Source organism: Nocardioides ginsengisoli (assembly GCF_039537225.1).
In the GTDB taxonomy this organism is placed as follows: Bacteria; Actinomycetota; Actinomycetes; order Propionibacteriales; family Nocardioidaceae; genus Nocardioides; species Nocardioides ginsengisoli.
In genome coordinates this window covers 170,558-190,255 of the sequence record NZ_BAABAC010000049.1, presented here as the reverse complement: position 1 = coordinate 190,255, position 19,698 = coordinate 170,558, and the positions used below count along the sequence as shown (strand labels likewise).

General features: G+C 67.9%; 22 protein-coding genes. 10 read left to right on the top strand and 12 right to left on the bottom strand.

Annotated features, from left to right (window positions below):
* The 4 genes from def (at position 1) to AB4880_RS24620 (ending at position 3,957) form a co-directional block, all read left to right on the top strand.
* Complete coding sequence (def, locus tag AB4880_RS24635; RefSeq protein WP_367921870.1) at positions 1 to 546, top strand: peptide deformylase; 546 nt, start codon at positions 1 to 3, stop codon at positions 544 to 546.
* Positions 543 to 1,469: a methionyl-tRNA formyltransferase gene (gene fmt, locus AB4880_RS24630; RefSeq protein ID WP_367921869.1), complete on the top strand. Its 927-nt coding sequence runs from the start codon at positions 543 to 545 to the stop codon at positions 1,467 to 1,469. The genes def and fmt overlap by 4 nt, the downstream gene beginning before the upstream one ends.
* Positions 1,466 to 2,830 carry an RsmB/NOP family class I SAM-dependent RNA methyltransferase gene (locus AB4880_RS24625; RefSeq protein WP_367921868.1) on the top strand — a complete coding sequence of 455 codons (1,365 nt, stop codon included), beginning with the start codon at positions 1,466 to 1,468 and terminating at the stop codon, positions 2,828 to 2,830. The genes fmt and AB4880_RS24625 overlap by 4 nt, the downstream gene beginning before the upstream one ends.
* 110 nt (positions 2,831 to 2,940) lie before the next feature.
* A complete protein-coding gene (locus tag AB4880_RS24620) occupies positions 2,941 to 3,957 on the top strand; it encodes an LLM class flavin-dependent oxidoreductase (protein WP_367921867.1) in 1,017 nt (338 codons plus the stop codon).
* Here the strand turns inward: AB4880_RS24620 and AB4880_RS24615 are convergent.
* On the bottom strand, positions 3,923 to 5,386 hold the full coding sequence (locus AB4880_RS24615) for a SigE family RNA polymerase sigma factor (protein WP_367921866.1): 1,464 nt from the start codon (positions 5,384 to 5,386) through the stop codon (positions 3,923 to 3,925). The genes AB4880_RS24620 and AB4880_RS24615 overlap by 35 nt on opposite strands.
* 146 nt (positions 5,387 to 5,532) lie before the next feature.
* Here AB4880_RS24615 and AB4880_RS24610 point away from each other — a divergent pair, with 146 nt between their 5' ends.
* Both AB4880_RS24610 and AB4880_RS24605 read left to right on the top strand, forming a co-directional pair.
* Entirely contained in the window at positions 5,533 to 7,308 is a 1,776-nt protein-coding gene (locus AB4880_RS24610; RefSeq protein ID WP_367921865.1) for a phosphatidylglycerol lysyltransferase domain-containing protein, read from the top strand.
* Positions 7,309 to 7,463: 155 nt separating this feature from the next.
* Positions 7,464 to 8,993: a recombinase family protein gene (locus AB4880_RS24605; RefSeq protein ID WP_367921864.1), complete on the top strand. Its 1,530-nt coding sequence runs from the start codon at positions 7,464 to 7,466 to the stop codon at positions 8,991 to 8,993.
* Here the strand turns inward: AB4880_RS24605 and AB4880_RS24600 are convergent.
* The 9 genes from AB4880_RS24600 to AB4880_RS24560 form a co-directional block, all read right to left on the bottom strand.
* Positions 8,957 to 9,193: a hypothetical protein gene (locus AB4880_RS24600; RefSeq protein ID WP_367921863.1), complete on the bottom strand. Its 237-nt coding sequence runs from the start codon at positions 9,191 to 9,193 to the stop codon at positions 8,957 to 8,959. The genes AB4880_RS24605 and AB4880_RS24600 overlap by 37 nt on opposite strands.
* Positions 9,194 to 9,241: 48 nt before the next feature.
* Positions 9,242 to 9,691, bottom strand: coding sequence for a phage virion morphogenesis family protein (locus AB4880_RS24595; RefSeq protein ID WP_367922006.1), 450 nt, complete (start codon positions 9,689 to 9,691; stop codon positions 9,242 to 9,244).
* A gap of 8 nt (positions 9,692 to 9,699) precedes the next feature.
* On the bottom strand, positions 9,700 to 10,080 hold the full coding sequence (locus tag AB4880_RS24590; protein ID WP_367921862.1) for a hypothetical protein: 381 nt from the start codon (positions 10,078 to 10,080) through the stop codon (positions 9,700 to 9,702).
* A gap of 14 nt (positions 10,081 to 10,094) precedes the next feature.
* Positions 10,095 to 10,979, bottom strand: a complete 885-nt coding sequence (locus tag AB4880_RS24585) for a phage major capsid protein (protein ID WP_367921861.1) — start codon at positions 10,977 to 10,979, stop codon at positions 10,095 to 10,097.
* A gap of 105 nt (positions 10,980 to 11,084) precedes the next feature.
* Positions 11,085 to 11,549 (bottom strand): hypothetical protein, encoded by a 465-nt coding sequence (locus tag AB4880_RS24580; RefSeq protein WP_367921860.1) that lies wholly within the window; start codon positions 11,547 to 11,549, stop codon positions 11,085 to 11,087.
* Positions 11,550 to 11,560: 11 nt separating this feature from the next.
* Positions 11,561 to 12,067, bottom strand: a complete 507-nt coding sequence (locus AB4880_RS24575; RefSeq protein ID WP_367921859.1) for a structural protein — start codon at positions 12,065 to 12,067, stop codon at positions 11,561 to 11,563.
* Complete coding sequence (locus AB4880_RS24570) at positions 12,064 to 13,431, bottom strand: phage portal protein (protein ID WP_367921858.1); 1,368 nt, start codon at positions 13,429 to 13,431, stop codon at positions 12,064 to 12,066. The genes AB4880_RS24575 and AB4880_RS24570 overlap by 4 nt, the downstream gene beginning before the upstream one ends.
* Before the next feature lie 35 nt (positions 13,432 to 13,466).
* Positions 13,467 to 14,936 (bottom strand): terminase large subunit domain-containing protein, encoded by a 1,470-nt coding sequence (locus tag AB4880_RS24565; protein WP_367921857.1) that lies wholly within the window; start codon positions 14,934 to 14,936, stop codon positions 13,467 to 13,469.
* A gap of 815 nt (positions 14,937 to 15,751) precedes the next feature.
* Positions 15,752 to 16,513, bottom strand: coding sequence for a hypothetical protein (locus AB4880_RS24560; protein ID WP_367921856.1), 762 nt, complete (start codon positions 16,511 to 16,513; stop codon positions 15,752 to 15,754).
* A 76-nt stretch (positions 16,514 to 16,589) separates the two neighbouring features.
* Between AB4880_RS24560 and AB4880_RS24555 the strand changes: the two genes are divergently transcribed.
* The 4 genes from AB4880_RS24555 (at position 16,590) to AB4880_RS24540 (ending at position 18,703) form a co-directional block, all read left to right on the top strand.
* The gene (locus AB4880_RS24555) at positions 16,590 to 16,970 is read left to right on the top strand and encodes a hypothetical protein (RefSeq protein ID WP_367921855.1); all 381 of its coding nucleotides are present in this window, start codon (positions 16,590 to 16,592) and stop codon (positions 16,968 to 16,970) included.
* Positions 16,967 to 17,188: a hypothetical protein gene (locus AB4880_RS24550; RefSeq protein ID WP_367921854.1), complete on the top strand. Its 222-nt coding sequence runs from the start codon at positions 16,967 to 16,969 to the stop codon at positions 17,186 to 17,188. The genes AB4880_RS24555 and AB4880_RS24550 overlap by 4 nt, the downstream gene beginning before the upstream one ends.
* A gap of 73 nt (positions 17,189 to 17,261) precedes the next feature.
* A complete protein-coding gene (gene ligD / locus AB4880_RS24545) occupies positions 17,262 to 18,161 on the top strand; it encodes a non-homologous end-joining DNA ligase (protein ID WP_437440514.1) in 900 nt (299 codons plus the stop codon).
* A complete protein-coding gene (locus AB4880_RS24540) occupies positions 18,158 to 18,703 on the top strand; it encodes a hypothetical protein (RefSeq protein ID WP_367921852.1) in 546 nt (181 codons plus the stop codon). Before ligD ends, AB4880_RS24540 begins: the two co-directional genes overlap by 4 nt.
* Before the next feature lie 115 nt (positions 18,704 to 18,818).
* On the opposite strand, the gene AB4880_RS24535 is transcribed toward AB4880_RS24540, so the two are convergent.
* Both AB4880_RS24535 and AB4880_RS24530 read right to left on the bottom strand, forming a co-directional pair.
* Positions 18,819 to 19,025: a hypothetical protein gene (locus AB4880_RS24535; RefSeq protein WP_367921851.1), complete on the bottom strand. Its 207-nt coding sequence runs from the start codon at positions 19,023 to 19,025 to the stop codon at positions 18,819 to 18,821.
* Between the two features lie 117 nt (positions 19,026 to 19,142).
* Positions 19,143 to 19,698 (bottom strand): hypothetical protein (locus tag AB4880_RS24530; RefSeq protein ID WP_367921850.1); only part of this gene is annotated, 556 nt, incomplete at its 5' end.

Here is a 19,698-nt window from a genome sequence, read left to right as displayed (position 1 = left end):
GTGGCTATCCGACCCATCCGCCTCTTCGGCGACCCGATCCTGCGCAAGCCGACGCTCGAGGTCGTCCACTTCGACGCCGAGCTGCGCCAGCTGGTCACCGATCTGACCGACACCATGCTCGACGCCCCCGGCGCGGGCCTGGCCGCGCCGCAGATCGGGGTGGGCCTGCGCGTGTTCACCTACAACGTCGAGGGCGAGGTCGGCCACCTGGTCAACCCGCAGCTCGCGCTCTCCGACGACACCCAGGACGGCCCCGAGGGCTGCCTCTCGCTGCCCGAGCTCACCTACGACTGCCTGCGTGCGCTGTCGGTCGTGGCCACCGGCTTCAACATGTACGGCGACCCGGTCACCATCGAGGGCAGCGGCTATCTCGCGCGCGCCATCCAGCACGAGACCGACCACCTCGACGGCATCCTGTTCATCGACCGTCTCGACGACGCCGGCCGCAAGGCCGCGATGCGCGAGATCCGCGAGTCGGAGTGGTTCGGGCTGGAGAAGCCGACCATCCGGGTCTCGCCCCACGCGACGGGAGGCTTCGGCCGATGAGGGTCGTCTTCGCCGGCACCCCCGAGGTCGCCGTCCCCGCGCTCGACGCGATCGCCGACTCCGGTCACGAGCTGGTCGGTGTCGTCACCCGCCCCGACGCTCCGGCCGGACGCGGGCGCAAGCTCACGCCCAGCCCGGTCGCGCAGCGTGCCGCCGAGCTCGGCGTCCCCGTCCTCAAGCCCATCCACCCGCGCGACCTGGAGTTCCAGGACGCGCTGCGGGCGCTCGAGCCCGACTGCTGCCCGGTCGTCGCCTACGGCGCGCTCATCCCGCGCAGCGCGCTCGACATCCCGGTCCACGGCTGGGTCAACCTGCACTTCTCGGTGCTGCCCGCCTGGCGCGGCGCGGCCCCCGTCCAGCACTCGATCTGGGCCGGCGACGAGTACACCGGCGCCACCACCTTCCGGATCGTCGAGGCGCTCGACGCCGGCCCGACGTTCGGCGTGATGACCGAGCGGATCCGCCCGACCGACACCGCCGGCGACCTGCTCGGGCGGCTCGCCGAGGGTGGGGCGGGCCTGCTCGTCGCGACCCTCGACGGCATCGCCGACGGCTCCCTCGAGGCGCGCGAGCAGCCCACCGACGGCCTCAGCCTGGCGCCGAAGATCTCCGTCGACGACGCGCGCGTCGACTGGAAGGAGCCGGCCGTCGGCGTCGACCGCCGGATCCGCGCCTGCACCCCGGGCCCCGGCGCCTGGACGACGCTCGACGGCGAGCGGGTCAAGCTCGGCCGCGTCGAGATCGTCGCCGACGGGCCGGACCTGGTGCCCGGCGCGATCCAGGTCGGCAAGAACGAGGTCCTCGTCGGCACCGTCACCCAGCCGGTCCGGCTGACCGACGTCAAGGCGTTCGGCAAGAAGCAGATGGGCGCGGCCGACTGGGCGCGCGGCGTACGCCTGCCCGAGACCGCGAGCTTCGAGTGAGCCGACCGCGCGGACGGCGCGTCGACCCGGCCCGCGCGGCCGCGCTCGAGGTGCTCCGGGCGGTCCGGGCCGAGGACGGCTACACCAACCTGGTGCTGCCCGCCGTCCTCAGCCAGCACGGCCTCACCGGCCGCGACGCGGCCTTCGTCACCGAGCTGGCGGCCGGGACGGTGCGGCGCCAGGCGACCTACGACGCCGTCCTCGCGGCGTGCATCGACCGGCCGCTGCGCAAGGTCGAGACGGCCGTCCTCGACGCGCTGCGGCTCGGCACCCACCAGCTGCTCGGGATGCGGGTGCCCGCGCACGCGGCGATCAGCACGACCGTCGACCTGGTCCGCGCGAAGGTCAGCCAGGGCGCCGGCGGCTTCGCGAACGCCGTGCTGCGCAAGGTGTCGGCGCGCGACCTGGCGGCCTGGATCGACGAGGTCGCGCCGTCGTCCGACGCCGATGCCCACGGGCACCTCGCGGTCGCCGAGAGCCACCCGCGCTGGGTGGTCGACGCGCTGGCGTCGGCCGTCGGCGAGGACGAGCTGGCCGCGCTGCTCGCCGCCGACAACGTCCCGCCGCGGGTGACCCTGGTGGCGCGGCCCGGCCGGGCGACGCGCGACGAGCTCCCCGGGACGCCGACGCCCTACTCGCCGTACGGTGTGACGCTGGAGGGCGGCGACCCCGCCGCCGTGCCCGCGGTCGCGGAGGGTCGCGCCGGCGTCCAGGACGAGGGCTCCCAGCTGGTCGCGCTCGCGCTGGCAGCTGCGCCGGTCGAGGGCCGCGACGAGCGCTGGGTCGACCTGTGCGCCGGCCCCGGCGGCAAGGCGTCGCTGCTCGCGGCGCTCGCCGCCGAGCGGGGCGCGGCATTGACCGGCGTCGAGCTCCACCACCACCGGGCCCGGCTGGTCGCGCGCGCCGCGTCGTCGGGCGGGGGCGCGGGCTTCGCCGGCGTCGTCCAGGCCGACGCCACCCGGGCGCCGTACGCCGACGCGAGCGCCGACCGGATCCTCCTCGACGCGCCGTGCACCGGCCTCGGCGCGCTGCGCCGGCGGCCCGAGGCACGGTGGCGCCGTACGCCGGGCGACCTCGCCGAGCTGGTCGCGCTCCAGCGCACCCTCCTGGCCGAGGCCGGGCGGGTGCTGCGGCCCGGGGGAGCGCTGCTCTACGCGACCTGCTCGCCGGTGCTCGCGGAGACCGCCGAGGTGGTCACCGCCGTCCTCGGCGACCACCCGGAGCTGCGACTCGACGACGTGCGGCCGCACTTGCCCGCCGTACCGGACGCGGACGGGCCGCTGCCCGGTTCCGTCCAGCTGTGGCCGCACCGGCACGCGACCGACGCGATGTTCCTGGCGCTGCTGCGCCGGACTTCCTGACGGAAACTTGCGCTTCCTGACGGTTGCAACCGTCAGGAAGCGCAGGAATCCCCGCTGAAGCGGGGATTCCGACCCGGGAATGCCCCCCGATGGTTGACGGTTCAACCAGCGTGAAGAAGATCGGATTCCTCTCCTTCGGCCACTGGTCGCCGGATCCGCACTCCCAGACCCGGACCGCAGCCGACACGCTGCTGCAGTCCATCGACCTCGCCGTGGCGGCGGAGGAGCTGGGCGCGGACGGCGCGTACTTCCGGGTCCACCACTTCGCCCGCCAGCTCGGCAGTCCGTTCCCGCTGCTCGCGGCGATCGGGGCGCGCACCAGCCGGATCGAGATCGGCACCGGTGTGATCGACATGCGCTACGAGAACCCGCTCTCCATGGTCGAGGACGCCGGCGCGGCCGACCTGATCTCCGGCGGCCGGCTCCAGCTCGGCATCTCGCGCGGGTCACCGGAGCAGGTCATCGACGGCTGGCGCTACTTCGGCTACGGCCCGGGTGAGGGCGAGACCGAGGCCGACATGGCCCGCCGCCACACCGAGGTCTTCCTCGAGGTGCTCAAGGGCGAGGGCTTCGCGCAGCCGAACCCGCGGCCGATGTTCGCCAACCCGCCGGGCCTGCTGCGGCTGGAGCCGCACTCCGAGGGCCTGCGCGACCGGATCTGGTGGGGCGCGGCGTCCAACGGCACCGCTCGCTGGGCCGCCGGCCTGGGCATGAACCTGATGAGCTCGACGCTCAAGGAGGACGAGAGCGGCCAGCCGTTCCACGTCCAGCAGGCCGACCAGATCCGCGTGTTCCGCGAGGCGTGGGCCGAGGCCGGGCACGCGCACGAGCCGCGCGTGTCGGTCAGCCGGTCGATCTTCCCGCTGGTGACCGACGAGGACCACATGTACTTCGGTGGTCGCCCGGACGACGACCAGGTCGGGCAGATCGACAACATGCGCGCGATCTTCGGCCGCTCGTACGCCGCCGAGCCGGACGTCCTCGTCGAGCAGCTCCGCGGCGACGAGGCGATCGCCGAGGCGGACACGCTGCTGCTGACCGTCCCGAACCAGCTGGGCGTCGACTACAACGCCCACGTGCTCGAGTCGATCCTCACGCACGTCGCGCCGGCGCTCGGCTGGCGCTGAGGCTGCTGGTCCCACCCGGCAATTCGGTGGCGAATCCGCGAAGGAGGCGACCGATTTGCCGGGTGAGACCGTCGATCAGCGGACCCAGGTGAGTCCCTTTGCCGAGCTGCTGGACCTCGGCGTCGGTCGTGCCCTGGCCGCCCTGGACGGAGATGAAGATCCCGTGGTGGGCCTCGGTCGTGTAGACGCCGGGGATGCCGCCCTTGTCGGGCGAGCCGATCCATCCGGCGCGACCGGCGGCCTTACGGATGACGAGACTCGCGACGCCGCCGTCCTGGGCGGTGCAGGAGGCCTTGTCGTCGACGAGGTACCACTCGCAGGTCCAGCCGGCGGGCACGGTGACCGGCGGCTTCTCGACCATGCCGAGCATGCCGAGCGCGCGGGCGTCGGGCATCGCGAAGGCGAGGGTGAGCCCCGGCCACTCGGTGAGGACGGCGGTGTCGCCGCTCCAGTAGGCCTCGAGCTGCGCAGGCGACCCGTGCGGCACCACGATGAAGCCGGTGCCCGGGCCGGGGCGGGTGCTGGAGGCGGCGACGTACAGCCCGGTCTTGTCCTTGGTGATGGTGCCGGAGAGGCCGTTGCCGAGGTCGAGGACCTGGCCCTCGTGCAGGCTCGGCGTGGCCGGTGCGGCGGGCGTCTTGGGCTGCTCCGCCAGCTGCGGGTTCGCGCCACCCGTCACGTGCCCGCCGAGCTGGCCGGCGGCGACGGCCAGGGCCGCGACGACGGCGACGCCCGCGGCGCCCCCGGCCACGGCCGCGACCCGGCGCCGCCGACGCAGTCGTACGCCGGCACGCAGTGAGGTCGCCGCCAGGTGCTCGAGGTCGGGGTGCTCGGTGCGGAGCCGGTCGCGCAGCGCGGTGGTGGCGAGCTGGTCGAGCTCGTCGGGGTCGGTCATGGCTGGGTCCTCTCGGAGATGGGGGCGATCAGGGGGGCGCAGCCGCAGCAGGGCGCGGCGCGCGCGGGTCCGGACTGCGGACTCACTGATCCCGAGATCGTGGGCGGTGTCGGCGACGCTGCGGTCGTCCCAGTAGCGCAGGACGACGACGGCGCGGTCGAGCGGAGGCAGTCCGGCGAGCGCGGTGAGCAGGTCGACGCGGGTGGCCGGGTCGGCGAGGTCGGCGTCCCGGTCGGTCGGTCGCGGTGGCGACAGGTCGGCGTCGGTGAGCTCGGTCGGCCGCTCGCTGTTGCGGCGCAGCCGGCGATGGGACAAGAAGGTGTTGAGCAGGGTGGTGCGGGCGTAGGCGAGCGGGCTCTCCGCCGTACTGACGCGGGGCCAGCGGGCGAACACCTTCGCGTAGGTCACCTGGGTGAGGTCCTCGGCGAGATGGTGGTCGCCGGTGAGTAGCATCGCCGCCTGATGGAGCTGGGTACCGGTCGCCCGCACGAATGCGGTGAACTCCTCGGCCTGCCGGTCTGCCTTCACACCCACCTGACGCTCCGAGGGTCGGGACGCGTGACAGTCGATCTCGCGCCGTCTCGCCGTATCCGCTCACGCTACGTGACCTGGCCCACGACCCGGCGCGTCGCGGCGCGGAGCGCTGCGCGCGGGTCGCGACCGGCGTACCGTGAAAGGTCGTGACGAGCTTTCTCGCGGGCGTGCGCTCCCCGCTGTGGGTGAGCCGGATCGTCCTGCTGGTCGGAGCGGTCAGCCTGCTCAGCGCCTACCTGCCCGCCATCGCGGTCCGGACCCGGCTGGTGCACGAGGTCGTGCCGCCGTCGTTCCCGGCCGCGGCCACGACCGGCGGCGCCGCGATCGGGGTGCTGCTCATCCTGCTCTCGCGCGGACTGCGCCGGGGCAAGGCTCGCGCCTGGACGGTCGCGCTGCTGCTGACCTGCTTGGCCGGCGCGATCCACGTGCTGCGCGGGCTGCAGGTCGAGCAGGCCGCGCTGTGCGGGCTGTTCGTCGTCCAGCTGGTCGCCGCGCGGAAGAGCTTCACCGCCCGCCCCGACCCGCTGTCGCTGCGGCGGATGCTCAGCGTCGTCACGGTCGGGCCGGTGCTGGCCGTCGGCCTCGGCTGGCTGTGGCTGAGCCTGAGCCGTGACGGCCAGGCGGTCGGTACGTCGTCCGGCGACCGGCTCGCGCAGGCGGTGCTCGGGCTGGTCGGCGTCTCCGGTCCGGTGACCTTCACCGACCCGCACGCGCAGGTCGTGGCCGCCGTGGGCCTGGCGGTGCTGGGCGTCGCCGTCGTCCTGCTGGCGGTGGTGGTCGGGCTGGCGCCGCCGGACGGCCCGCACCCGATGACCGCGAGCGAGCACACCGCGCTGCGGGCGCTGCTCGACGAGTGGGGCTGGGTCGACTCGCTCGGCTACTTCGCCACCCGCGACGATCGCGCCGTGGTCTTCAGCCACACCGGCCGCTCCGCCGTGTCGTACCGCGTGATCGGCGGCGTCTCCTTCTCCGCCGGCGACCCGATCGGTCACCCCGACGACTGGCCGCAGGCCGTGGCGGCCTGGCTGGAGGAGACCCGCTCCTACGGGTGGGCGCCGGCCAACCTCGGCTGCAGCGAGCGGGGCGCGGAGATCTACCACCGCGCGGGGCTCGACGTCCTCGAGGTCGGCGACGAGGCAGTGCTGCACACCTCCGACTTCAGCCTGGAGGGCCGGGCGATGCGCTCGGTGCGCCAGGCCGTCGCCCGCGCCCAGCGCGCCGGCCTGGCCGCATCCGTCGAGCGGGTCTCGACGCTGCCGGTCGAGCTGCGCGAGGAGCTGCGGACCCACGCCATCGAGTGGCGCGACGGAGCGATCGAGCGCGGATTCGCGATGGCGCTCGGACGCTTCGGCCAGGAGCGGGACGACGCCGGCGTCGTCGTCCTCGCGCGCGACACCGCCGGCGAGGTCCGCGGGTTCCTGTCGTTCGTGCCGTGGGGCGACGACGGCATCTCGCTGGACCTGATGCGCCGCAGCCCGGACGCCGTCAACGGCGTCGTCGAGCTGATGGTGACCACCCTGCTGGCCGACGTCGAGCAGCTCGGCATCACGAAGGTGTCGCTCAACTTCGCGGCCTTCCGCAGCGTGTTCGACCGCGGCGAGCGGATCGGTGCCGGCCCCGTCCTCAAGGCCTGGCGCGCGATCTTGATCTGGGCGTCGCGGTTCGCCCAGATCGAGGCGCTCTACCGCTCGAACGTGAAGTACCGCCCCGAGTGGGTCCCGCGCTATCTCGTGTACGGCGACGTCGCCGACCTGCCGCGCGTGGCGAGCGCCGTCCTGCGTGCCGAGGCGCTCGTCGTCGCTCCGCAGTGGTACCGCCGGCTCAGCCGCAAGCCGTCGCGGGCCGGCGCGGTGGAGGAGATCCCGGCGCTGCAGGCGGGCACGGAGCCCGTCGTGAGGGACGACGCTCAGTCGAGCACGTGACCTCGCCGCGCTGATGCTCGCTTTCGCCGCTTCGGGGCGGGTTGTCTGACCGGTTCGGTACTGTCGCGCCATGGCGTCCCCGGCGATCGAGATCGAGGTCGAGAGCCGCGTCGTGCGGGTGAGCAACCCCGACCGTCACTGAATACTCTCTTGACATGACGACCAAGGAGAAGCGCTCGGAGTCCCGCCGGGCCGCGATCTATGCGCGGATCAGCAACGACAAGCAGAAGGGCAAGGAAGGCGAGGGGCTGGGCGTTCAGCGGCAACTAGAGGACTGCCGTGACCTCGCCCAGCGCCTTGGGCTCACGGTCGTCGCTGAGTTCGTGGACAACGACATCTCGGCTCACTCCGGCAGGGAACGTCCGGAGTATCTGGCGATGCTCGATGAGGTCAAGGCAGGCCGGATCGATGTTGTGGTCGCGTGGCACACGGACCGGCTTCACCGGCTCACCCGCGAATTGGAGAAGTACATCGAGCACTGCGAGCCGCACAACGTCGAGACGCACACAGTGAAGGCGGGCCACGTCGACCTTTCGACGGCTACGGGACGCATGGTTGCGAAGATCCTCGGTTCCATCGCTCAACAGGAGTCAGAACAGAAGATCGAGCGAATGAAGGCCGCCTATCGCCAGCGGGCGAAGACGGGCAGGGCTCACATCCGGACGCATCGCCCGTTCGGTTGGGACGACGACGGCTTGACGCTCCGGCAGGAGGAAGCCGGAGCGGTCGAGTTCATGACTCGATCGATCATCAAGGGTGAGTCCATCGCGTCGATTGCCCGGGATCTCAACGGGCAGGGACTCCGGACCTCACGTGGCAGGGAGTGGACGGTGCGTAGCGTCCGGGAAGTCGCGATGCGGCCCAGGAACGCAGGGCTTGTGCAGTACGACGGGCAGATCCTCGACGGGGTCACGGGGGAGTGGCAGGCGATCGTCTCCGAATCGGACTTCCGCACTGTTCTTTCCATCCTCAAAGACCCGAAGCGACGGACCAACACCGATGGGACCGCGATCAAGCATCTTCTTCCCGGCATCGCGATGTGCGGCAAGTGCGGTGCCCCCTGCAAGTACGCGATCGTTCATCACACGAAGGCAGGCAAGCCGTCGCAGCACGTCTATCGGTGCTCCAAGAGCACGTGCGTTGTTCGCGACGAGAAGAAGTTGGACAACCTCGTCACTCGCGTGGCGCTCATGCTGTTGCTCAATCAGAAGATGAGGAAGGCGCTTGCTCCGCGAGACGGGGAGGGACCGGACTATCTGACCGAACGGGATCGGATCAACGAGCAACTAGACGAGTTGGCTGCCGCTTACGGACGTGGGACGTTCACGCTCTCCCAGGTCGAGACGGCGTCAACGGCACTCCGTGAGCGGATGCAGGTGCTCGATGGTCTCATCGCCACCCAGACGCGCGGTGACACCCTTCGGGAGATGCTCTCCGTCCCGGACCTCGTGCAGGCGTGGGAGCAACTGCCGCTGTCGCGTAAGCGCGAAGTGATCCGCTCGCTGATGACGGTCCAAGTGATGCCGATAGGCAAGGGCAACTATCGGAACGTGAAGTTCCATCAGCACATCAAGATCACGCTCGTGAATGACGTCCTTGGAGACGAAGACTTGACTGCCGCGATCTTGGCTCACCGGCTCACGTCGGATCAGGAACGGGCAGTTGTCCGCGCTTTCGCTGCCTGACGCGACTCGCGCACCAGCCGCAGGATTGCGATTGTCAGCATGCACAGAGCCGCCACAAAGGCGAGCAACGCAGCGATAGCGATCATGCTGCTCGCCTGCACCAATGCTGATCCGCCGGTGTAACTGAGGATGACGGCGACGACGAACAGTCCCGCTGACGCGGCGAAGCAGATGAGTCCGTTGAAGATCAGGCGCGGCATGTTTCGATGTTCGCATCGTTGGCTTGCCCCCGTCCCACGATTCGGCAACTAGCGTCGTCCCTCAACGATGTACGCACGGACCTTCCTGCGCACTTCCCTCCTGAGTTCAGGTGTAACGACCAGCATCGGCCTGGCCGGCAGTTGACCGCCAGCGCTACCGATCTGGTGAAGCCGCGCGTGTGGTGCCTTCGTTCCCCAGACGAGGCGGTTCTTGCTTCGTCGGTCGATGTTGTAAGGCGCTCCCGGGGCGAACGACTGCTTCAAGCGTCCGGTAAGTACGAGCGTGTGCGGACTTCCACTTTTGGCCTTCAGCGCCCGGTACTGAGGTGTGAGCGCGTGCCACGGCTTCGCAACGCTGGCACCGTTGGTCGCAAAGGTCTTGCTGACGTGCTCGGCGAACACGCGTGGCAACTGATTGATTACCGGCGACGGGTCGCTTGCTCTAGCCGCGACGGCGCGGAGACGATCCGCTGACGTCTTCACTCCGCTGATTCGCATTCCCATGGCTATGCCGTCCTTTGCCGGTAACGGTTCAACGTGACCTTCTCTACGAGCATGAAGCCCGCCCACGGCCGGAGGTCAGCGGTGCCGTTGAAGTTCCCGTTCTGCAAGAACATCGTTCCAGTGAACGCGAAGCCCTTCGCGATCCGAAGACTTGCCGACACTGCGACTCCGAGGAGGTCAGGCGGAACCGGATAGGGAACGCGACCCCGCAAGTGTCCGTAGATCGCCTCCCACGCGAGACGCGCACCTTCAAGCGTGCGCTGCGGGGGAACGCGCTCGTCACGGTGAAACGCAATCCCCATGCGTCGCGCGGTCTCCAAGATTGCTGAGTCCCAATCGATCGGCTCGACGGGCTCAGTCGGGATGGTTGCGGGGTCGCTCATGTTCCCTACTCCTGTCAGAGGTTCACGCCGCGAAGGATCACGACCGCTTCGGGGAGAAGCGGAGCGCAGTCCATTCGGGTGAGGACACGAAGGCCGATGCGCTGCGTCTCCCGGTACAACTCGCCCAGGCGGATGACCTCTGCGTTGCGGTCGCGAGCAACGGCAACGGTGCTCATGTCGGCAAGGCAGATCGAAGTCGTGTCGGTCGTGCCGTCAACGACGGGGATCTTCTTCGTGACGGTGACCGGGTAGCCGTGAAGCCGGAACTTGCCGCCTTCGGTCGGGTCCGGGGTCAACTGATAGCGCTGCTGGCCGTCCTTCAACTTGCTCAACTTCGTGAAGGTCTCGGGTCGCATGAACCACTGGAGCCGCGTGGCATCGACGGATGCAGCAAGCGCCAGTCCCAGCGCGTCAAGAAGCGGATCGAAGTTCGTGAGCGCACCGACGGCAGTGAGGTCCTGCGTGTCGGCCCAGTTGAGCATTCCTAGCGGCTCGTCGCCTCCGGTGCCGCCAGTGCCAGCGAAGAACGTCTGATCGATCTTGTCGGCGAACGTGAAGACCAACTGATCACGGATCGCTGCTTCCACGTTGACGACCGACTGACGAAGGAGGGACTCAGAGAAGGTCGCGATCCCCGCGAGGCTCTTGACGGTTCGTTCAAGAAGTCGAACCTCATCGAAGTCGGCATCGAGGTTCGTCGGGATGTTGCCGTTCTCCGTGACCCACACGGGAGGGTTCGTGAAGCCGTTGATCTTCGGTACGCGTACGGGGCTGCCGTCGCTTTCGAAGATCCGCACGCCGCTGCTCAGGAAGGCAGAAGCCTCCTGAAGGGGAGTGACAAGGATGCGCTGAACAATCTCGGTCACGAGTTCGGGAGAGTTGCCCACGTTGGTGGTCATGTTAATGCTCCAAAGGATCGAGTGATGGATATCGGTCCCTTGGGCGTCTGGCCCCAGTGGGTGAACGGGCACCTGGCCCCTGTTGCGTTGCTCATTCTAGTGAGTTCAGTTGCGAAGGAAGGATCCGAAGGCGGAAAGGTCGGAAGGTGTTGATTCGCTTGCGCCCTGGCCTACGTCGCCCAGCGGTCGGATTCGCGCAAGGTGCGGACGCTGCTTGACCAGTTCCTCAACCGCAGTTGCGATCTTCTCGCGGTCCGGAAAGCCGTCTTCGTCCATCAGTTCATCCGACAGTGGAAGATCCCGCGCATCGTGAAGGCGTCCCAGCGTCTCGACGTAGGAATGCACGAGCCGCGTCGTCAATTCGCCAGTTCGCTTCGCAGCGTTGCGGTGCTTCGCGGACTCTCGTCGCAGTTCCTCGACGTAGGCGCGCGTGAAGGTCTCGCCCTGGTCGCTGTCGTTGTCGCCCTCTGCGGCGCCCAGATCGCCGTTTGCAAGGCTTTCAGTAGCCCCCTGGCGTCCGGGGCCGGCGGCCTTGTCGTCGGCCTTCAGATCGCCGTTCTCGGTTTCCATCTTCGTTCCTTTCAGTCGATATCGGGGATGGTCGTGCATTCGCAGTGGGGATGACTTTCCGGAAGTTGATCAACCGGATAGGTCTCCTTGGACAGAGCGACGCACGTAGGGCACGGGTCGGGATCGAGTAGCCAGCGCATCCGCTCGACGTTGTGCGCCTGCATGACCTGCTGACTCGCCATGCGTCCTGCAACGACGGGTTCAGTGCGGGCGAGTCGGGCGAGCCGGGGGAGCGGATCGAGCCGGGGCGACTGCTCCAACACGGAGATGACCACCTCCGTCAACCGATCGGGTTCGGTCCGGGGCAGCGCTAGGCCGACAGGTGCGACGCGGAGGAAGGCAGAGGTCCAGACGTCAGCAAGTTGCGTTGCCGCTTCGTTGACCGTCGAAAGATAGATCCCAAGGGACGACGCCAGCGCGAAGCCAGACAGCGTGCTCGACGCTGCCGCCAGCAAGACGGTCTGTTCGGCTCTCTGCGCGTACTGGGCTTGCGTTGCCCGGTAGCCCTCCGGCGTCATCGGCTCTCGCCTGATGCGTTGAGTGCTTGCGTAGCGGTCGCGTTGACCAATTGTGCGGCTGCCGCTTCACGAGTTCGGATCTGTCGCGCTTCCTTGTTGCGCTCTGCTTCTGTCGGTGTGAGTCCGAGTAGCCGTTCTGCAGCGAAGTCGGGATCGAGGATGCCGCTCGCGACTCCCTTACTGGCCGCGTCCATCGCCTGACCTTCGGAGCGCGTTTCGAACGATCCCCAGATGACTTCAAGCCGGACAAGCGCGGGGTCGAAGTAGCCGACCTCGACGGCATGCGCAAGCCGGATGACCTCTGCCCAGGCAGTCGCGAAGCCGTGAGCCTTCTGCCGGACAAGAGAGACCAATGAAGCCTCTGCCGCGCGGATCGCATCAGCGCTCGACGGCTGATCACCGAACAATCCCAGATAGTGCGAAGGAAGCGACGACAGCGACGACATGTCGCGCTTCAACATCGCGAGAAGGTTCACGTAGCCGACGAGGTCAGATCCCGCGAACTCACCGAACCGGCTCTGAGCATCCTCGCTGACCCAGAGACGACCCGGGAGCGATGAGAAGCGATGTCCCGTCGAGACCTCGCCCGTGGGCTGTCCGTTCTCGTCGGCTTCTTCTTCAAGCGAGATGCCGGATGCCCAGCGTCGCGGGGATGCGTGGCTCTCTGCCGTCGTCATCGCATCTGTCTGCAACTTCGTCATTGCATCGAAGAGCCCTTGCAGGTCCTTCAGTTCGCTGCGTCCGTACGGGTTGGTAATCGAAGGCCGGTTCACCAACGGCACAAGCGGCACCGCGCCAAGCGGATTCGGCAGAGTCTCGACCTGTTCCCACTGCGCACCTTCAAGGCTCCCGGGCGCGCCGTCGCCGCTGTCGCGAACTTCGCTCGACGTACGGAATCGAATGACCTTCTGCGGAAGGAACATGACTGCATGGCCGCGCTCGTCCTCCACCCAACGCTTGATGCCTGCTCGTCGGCTTCGCGTCGCTCGATCGAAGATCACCGCGCATTCGCGTGCGCTCTCAACCGTGATGACCGGGCGTCCGCTGCGATCGGCCCAGACAAGGCCGAAACTGCGTCCGTAACCGAGCGCTTCGGTGTGTGCGAGCGGAGATGCCTCTGTCATGCCGCTGTCGGTCCAGAGACGCCACAGCGCATCGTCTGCGGGTCCGTCCGTCGCGGTACGGAAGCCCTGCACGTTGAGCCGTTCCTCAATGGCTCCGATCAGGTGCCGTGCCCAGGGCAGTTGCAGCGTCTTCAGTCTGCCTTCGGTGGCTTCCTGCACTTCCTTCGCCACGAACTGCAAGGGCACCGTGCCCGTCATGTACTGATCGACCGTGTCTAGGTTCGGTCGCTCCTCGTTCACGATTCGGTTCAAGCGCGTGAACTCGCTCTGTTCTGTCACCATCCTGCCGATACCGCCTTCAGTCGTCGGGTCTTCTTCGTTGATGCGTGGTGAGCCGCGCGAGCGTGAGCGATGCACATTGCGACGGCGGCATCGATCTTCTGCGGGCTCTTCGGGGTCGGCTTGCTGATCTGGTCGCCGTACTTGGTGTGCAGCACTTGGGCATTGAGCACGTGGCGCATCAGGTCCGGGTCTCCCGTGTGGGTCGCCTTGCCTTCAAGCACGGCTTCCGTCATCAGATCGACGGCAGGACCCATGCGGCCCTTGACGTTGGTCGGGAACTCGATGACCCGCGTACGTCCGAACTTCCTAGCCCACTGCGCAATCTCGCCGCGCCATGCGAACGGATCGCAGGCAAGTTCGATGACGTTGAGGTCTCGGAACGCTTCTTCAACGGCTGATGCAACTTCAAGGCGTGGAACGCGCCACTCGTCGTCGCCGTCAGGTCGCTCCCAGAGTCCGAGAAGCCAGACGTGGGGATCGTTGACGGTGCAGGCGACGAGAGCGGATGCATCGCCGGACACGCTGCCGTCGAAGCCCAGGCACACCGGCTCTCGCGGCTTGATGATCCGCTTCTGATCGATGCGCGCCTTCCACTGCTCCGGCAGGAACCACGCCGTTGAAGGTGTGACCTGCTGATTGAGCCGGAAGCGACGGAACGCGGGCTCACGCATGGTTGAGAGCAACGAGCGCATGCCGTCACGCGAGAGGAACAAGTCCAGCGCCGGATTTGCCGCTTCCCAGCAGTGTTCGCACGTGATCGGGTGCTTCTCGTCAGAGATGAACTCTTTGAAGAAGAAGCTCGGGTCCGATGCCGACCGTCCCAGTTCGACCAGGCTCGTCATGACGGAGTCGAGCCGGTCCGAAGGCGTCGAGATCGCAAGCGTCAGCGACTCGGGACGCTTGCCGCTGAAGCCGACAATGGACTCCCACACGGGACGAGTGACGTAGGCGAGTTCGTCAACGATGCAGAGCGATGGATCCCAACCCTGCAACGCGCCAACGTCGGCAGGAAGTGCGTACATCTCGCCGCCGGTGCCGGGAACCTCGATGTGGTCCTTCAGGACGCGGGCACGCTTCGCGAGTTCTGGACTCGTCTCGATGAGCCGCTTCGCGATGCCCAGGACGATGCCTGCCTGCCGCTGGTCGCTTGCAACGACGACGACCTGAGCGCCCGGCGTCGTGAACAGGTCATAGACCGCGTAGACGGCGGCAAGAGTGCTCTTCGCGTTGCCACGGGCAATCGAGACAAGTCCCATGCGGATGCCCGGTGCGAACAGCCCCGCACCCAACTCGCGTTGGAAGACCTCCAAGCGGAACGGCTTCCCAGCGTTCTGACCCTTCGGGATCTTCAGATAGGTCTTCGCGAAGCGCTCGATCCGCTTCGCCTTGTAGCGCGGGAAGCGCACCATCGGGACCGGGCTCGTGTCCACCTGGCCCTTCGGACCTGGCTTGACGTTGCTCACGACGCATCGCCTGCTGGGAGAGAGTGGGAAACTCGCCGTCTCTCTCGCGGGTCGCAGTCCCTCCCTGAGGGCATGCCCCGTGGGTCTCCTGAAGTTCGATCAACGATGGAACCTCGAGCCGGACCGCGAGCGCTGTTGCAGGCGCGGCAGACGACATCGATCATGTCGAGCGTGATCGCTCGTCCTGCCGCCTTCGCTGCCCAGGCTTCGGGGGAGTGGTCGCCGGTCAGGTCGTCCGGGCTGCCGCAGTCGGAGCACCACGGCTGAAGGTCGCGAGCCTGTCGGGACAGCCGTCGCCAGTCGGTTCCGTAGCCGCGTGCGTCGGCACTTGTGGGGTTCTTCCGCTCACCACGTGTCTTCGGGTGCTCTGCTTCGCAGTCGGCGCAGCGAGTCCGCTCGGTCGGGTCTCCGCAGTCCAGGCATGCACGTAGGACGCGCTCTGCGGGCTTACGACGGCTTTCTATTGCGCTCCGTTGTCTCTGGCCCGTGAGGGCTGTATTCGCGGCTCAGAACGCTGATTATGAGTTTTCCAGGCTCGTCAGTCCAGAACCGACACGCCGATAAACGAGGAAGGACCCAACCCCGGGCCGTAGTCAGTGGCGGGATTGGGTCCTTCTCGTGCCGGTACGGCACAGCAACAACTCACAGAAAGCGCCTTCCTTCCGGGAAGGCGTGAGCAGACTATCACCGATATCCCGAAGTCCGTCTACGCCGCCGTGGATGACATTTCAGACATACGTAGATGTCCAGGTCCTTGCGATAGGAAAGATGTTCAGAATGATCAACTTCGCAACGAGGCTTTGTCTCGTCGCTCCTCATGATCGCTTCCTCTCAGTGTTCGCAAGGAACGTCCCTGATGCTCGATTCTCATCTACCTCGCCAATTCGAACGAGATGACGCAGAACATCCCGGGCTTCGATTGATGGAATCCCGAGGTGAGCACTGATGTGCTGGAGGTATGCAGCCTTGTTGTTCTTTCGAAGGAACATCAATGCCGGATCAACGTGGCAGTGAAGTCGGTCCGGCAGGGTCTCTACCGTGGAGACACCTCTATCTCCAAGATATCCGCCTCTGATCTTCGTTCGCGCGGACTTGGGCTTCTTCTTTAGGGTCGTCTTCAAGGGTCTACTTCTAACGGGTGTCTCCACGGTAGAGACCCGACTCTCCGTCGGAGACACCTGAATGCGACGTGTCTCCAGTGGAGAGACCTTGTTGGGTGTCTCTGCGCTAGAGACCTTGGGGCTAGGTGTCTCCGTTGTAGAGACCTTGCGAAGCCGACGAGACTGCTTTGGCTTCGGAAGCAACTCGATCAGCGCATCGAGGTTGAGCCTGTAGACACTGGGCTTGCCGGGCCTGCGTTGGCGCACGACCAGGCCGCGCGCGATGAGACGATCGGCAATCTTGTGGAACTGGGCAACGCTGAAGCCCATGTCATCGGCGGCAACCTCTGCTCGGCTGAACATCTCGCCGCGACTGGCGACGACGAACAGGAACGCCTTCTCGTAGACGTCGAGTCCGCGAGCGTCCCGGACGACGAAGGCCGGTGCTCGCTCGGCTGCTGCGTCGGTTCTGGTCATCGTGTCGCCTTTCGGTCGCCGTGCTCACTTCTGGGGTAGTGTGTGCTCACTAGTAGAGCACAAACAAGGAGGCGTCATGACAGAGGCGACACACCATCGGAAGCCGCGAGTGAACCGGAGCGAGGTCCTTCGCGCCCGCGTAGAGCCGGAACTTGTCGAGGCGGTCGAGCAACTGAGGGAGTCCAACCACATCAGCACTGAGTCGGAGATGGTTCGGCTGCTGATCCGGCGCGGTGTCCTGGCCGTTGCTCAACAGGGGCAGGCGGCTCCGCGCCAGCAGGAAGCCCTGAACCGGGAGCAGTACGCCGAACGGGCTGCGGCTCACATGGAAGCGCTGGGCACCCTCCTGGAGCGCATCGAGAGCCACGACGCTGAAGGCGCGGTCATGCTGGCAGAAGGGATGCGCAAGACGATGACTGCCTACGCGCGTGACCTGAAGAAGCGAGTCGGCAAGTGAGCGAGAGTCTGAGGACCCGCGCATACCTTCTGGCGATGGAAGGTGATCTTCAGTCGAACCGCACCGAAGACCTCGCGCTCCTGCTCGATGACCTGGTGGACACCATTAGGACGGCGGGCGACGACGGCGAGTTGATCGACCGATGGAAGTTCGTGACGAGGTTCGTGCATGCCCAGTGCATCGACGACTGCACCCGCATCAACGGTGGTCCTCTCTAGACTCACGCGCATGGGTGAAGCGGTGATGATAGAAGTTCCGCGCGAAGACGGGACAGAGGTTCTTTCAGTCCGCTTGACCAACCCCGACCGGATCTACTTCCCACAGATCGGCGCGACCAAGCTCGATCTCGTCGAGTACTACCTGGCCGTCGGCGACGGCATCGTCAACGCGCTGTGGGAGCGGCCGTGCATGCTGCACCGGTTCCCGAAGGGGCTCGACGGCGAGAAGGTCCATCAGAAGCGGCTGCCCGCCGGCGCGCCGGACTGGGTCGAGACGGTGCAGCTGTTCTTCCCGCGCTGGAAGCGGACCGCCGACGAGCTGTGCGTGACCGAGCTGGCGTCGGTGATCTGGGCGGTGCAGATGTCGACGGTCGAGTTCCACCCGTGGAACAGCCGCCGCGGCGCGACCGAGCAGCCCGACGAGTGGCGCATCGACCTCGATCCCGGCCCCGCGTCGACGTACGACGACATCCGCAAGGTCGCGCACGTCGCGCACGAGGTCCTCGACGAGCTCGGCGCCGTCGGCTTCCCGAAGACCAGCGGCAGCAAGGGCCTGCACGTCTACGTCCGGATCAAGCCCGAGCACGACCACAAGGGCGTACGACAAGCCGCGCTCGCCTTCGCCCGCGAGGTCGAGCGGCGGGCGCCGCAGCTGGTCACCACGACCTGGTGGAAGAAGGACCGCGACCCGTCCGCGGTCTTCGTCGACTACAACCAGAACGCCCGCGACCACACGATCGCGGCGGCGTACTCGGTGCGGGGCCTGCCCGACGCCCGCGTGTCGACGCCGGTCCGCTGGGACGAGGTCGACGACGCCGACCCGCGCGACTTCACGATCCGCACCGTGCCGGCGCGGTTCGCCGAGCTGGGCGACCTCCACCACGACATCGACGACCACGTCTTCGACATCGCGCCGCTCCTGGCTTGGGCCGATCGCGACGACCTGCCCCACGACGAGGACCCCGAGGAATGAGCAGCAAGGCCCGACGGCGCCTGGAGAAGGCCGCCGCGACGCAGCGCCTGGTCCGGATCTCGCGGAGTCCGCGCCACGCGGACCCGATCGACGGCTTCGTCGTCGCGGTGGGCCGGAAGTGGGCGCTGGTGCGGGACGTCGTGGAGGGCGGGTACTTCGACGCGCTGGTGGCGATCCGGGTCAAGGACGTCACCCAGGTGCGCAAGGACCGCACCTTCGCCGGCGCCTTCGCGCGCACGCGCCCCGAGTGGCCGCCCTCCGCCCCGCTCCACGCCGACCTGCGCACGACGAAGGGGCTGATCGACTCGATGCGCGACCTGGCGCCACTGGTCGGGATCGAGCAGGAGCGGCGTCGTGGTGGAGTGGTGTGGATCGGTGTCCCGGTCGAGGTGGACGACGGGTTGCTCCGGCTCGACCAGGTAGCGCCGGACGGCTCGTGGCGCGACGAGCCGCACGGCTTCCGGTTCCGGCGGATCACGAAGGTCGTGGTGGGCGGCCGCTACCAGGATGCGCTTGCCGCCACGATGGTCGCCCGCGAATAGATGGACTCGTCGCAGCCCGCGTCGAGAACCACGCGCCGTCGTCACGATCGCCCCTCAGGGGACTCTCCGGTGCGCTGCATGCCCCGAGGACGCAGCAGCGCCCGGAAAAGTTGCATCAGGCGCTGAGCGGACGCTCCAGGGCCTCGCGCAGCTCCCGCGCGTGCGCGGCGAGGATCACGGCGGCGAACCCGTTGCCGGACGCCTCCTCCTGCGCTGCCTCGCGGTCCCACGAGTCGGCCAGGCGGTTCGCCTCGGCCTGCATCCGAGCCCTGCTCGCCATCTCCGCGGCGCGCTTGCGGGCCTCGCTGTTCATCATCGGCATGATGATCGCCTCCCCTCGGAGGACACCGTTGTCCTCTCTCCATCATCGACCTCGGTGAGCGGAACCGGAGGGGAAACGCCGGGATTGTCGGACAATTCTGGAGAGTCTCCGTGAGGCTCAGCGGGGCTCGTCGTCCCAGGCGACGGCGCTGATCCGCCAGCCGGCGGCGGTGCGGACCAGCTGCAGCGACTTCATGCCGGCGCCCTGCGCGGGGGAGCCGGACTCAGTCCAGGACTTCGCATACGCGCACCAGTGCTGGGCGATGTCGCCGTGGAGGTCGGTGCGGCCGGCGACCTCCCACTCCCGGAAGCCCTCGAGCGCGCCGGACGCGAGCACGGATGCGCGCGGGGCGACGAACCCGTCGACGTCGTACGTCACGGGAGTGTCGCCGGCAGCGCTCACGACCACCGCCTCCGGCAGCAGTACGGCGTGCAGGTCGGCCGCATGCTCCGCCGCGTCGGGGCCGCTGACGAAGGCCGCGAAGAAGCGCGCGACGACGGTGCGGATCTCCGCGTGGTCATCGGCCGCGCTCGACGACACCGTGCCGCCCGCGTCGCGCAGGTGGTGCTCGACCTCGTGCACCAGCGTCGCGCACAGCTCGGCGACAGTCAGCCGGGTGCCGTCGCCGCGACGTCCCGTCCGCCCGAGGACGGAGTCGGTCGACGGCGCCGCC